The organism is Vibrio xiamenensis (genome assembly GCF_900100015.1).
GTDB classification, from domain to species: domain Bacteria; phylum Pseudomonadota; class Gammaproteobacteria; order Enterobacterales; family Vibrionaceae; genus Vibrio; species Vibrio xiamenensis.
Map to the genome: position 1 here is coordinate 1 of NZ_FNDD01000081.1, position 1,219 is coordinate 1,219.

Genomic DNA, 1,219 nt, shown 5'->3' on the forward strand with positions numbered 1-1,219 from the left:
TGACCTGCTCCCCTTAATCTAGTCCAGTCTACACTTAGTAATGTTCATCCAACCAAGGAGATGATGAACATGAAAAAGCGATTCAATGAACAACAAATCATTGCCATTTTAAAGGAAGCGGAAGCAGGTATCCCCGCCAGAGAGCTTTGCCGCAAGCATGGGATATCGGATGCGACGTTTTACACATGGCGCAAAAAATACGCAGGACTGGATATCTCTGAAGCCCGTCGCCTTAAGGCACTGGAAGACGAGAACGCTCGGCTCAAAAAGCTGCTGGCTGAGACACTGCTGGATGCAGAAGCACTTAAAATCGCTCTTAGCCAAAAGTACTGACCGTCGAGGACAAGCGCAAGGCTGTTAAAGTCATTCAGAAAAGCACTCAGCTTTCAGAACGCAGAGCCTGTCTACTCGTCGGTATTCAACGCGCGTCACTGCGATATCAACCTCAAACTAATCGCGAGGATGATAAGCTTCAGGCTCGTATAAAAGAGCTGGCATTGGAACGACGTCGATTCGGTTATCGTCGGATCCATCGCCTTCTGAGGCGAGAAGGTTTTGATGTTAACCATAAGCGAGTTTATCGCTTGTACTGCGAATTAGGCTTAACGGTCAGCAAACGGAGACGTAGAAAATCACAGTGTGTTGAGCGAGAGCCTCTCTTGCTTCCTTCAGTACCAAATCACACTTGGTCTATGGACTTTGTGATGGATGCGCTCAGTAACGGCAGACGGATTAAATGCCTGACGATTGTGGATGATTACACAAAGGAGTGCCTGGATATTCCTGTTGCTACGGGGATCTCGGGAGATGAAGTCGTGATCACGCTGGAGTCTATCGCTGCGTTTCGCGGTTATCCAGCATCGATACGAACGGATCAAGGCCCAGAATTTACAGGGAAAGCGCTCGACCAATGGGCTTATCAGCATGGTGTGATTTTAAAATTAATCCAGGCAGGAAAACCGACACAAAATGCTTATATTGAAAGTTTTAATGGTAAGTTCAGAGATGAATGTTTAAACGAGCACTGGTTTAGGGATTTGAGTCATGCTCGTGACCTAATCAGCCTCTGGCGAATGGATTACAATGAAAATCGCCCCCACTCAGCTCTGGGTTACTTAACTCCTTCTGAGTTTGCAGCGACAACAAGAACGGCACGAAACAGTGGTAATTTAACAAGCATTACTAATGAAGTTTTGGATTAGTTCTCGGGGGCAGGTCA

The 1,219-nt window shown here is 46.7% G+C and carries 1 protein-coding gene; it reads left to right on the forward strand.

All coding sequences use genetic code 11. The features are described 5' to 3' along the window. Positions 1-69: 69 nt before the first annotated feature. A protein-coding gene (locus tag BLS03_RS25315) for an IS3 family transposase (RefSeq protein WP_425445132.1) occupies positions 70-1,202 on the forward strand; the annotation gives its coding sequence in 2 pieces (ribosomal slippage) (positions 70-322 and positions 322-1,202; 1,134 coding nt in all). The last annotated feature ends 17 nt before the right edge of the window (positions 1,203-1,219 follow it).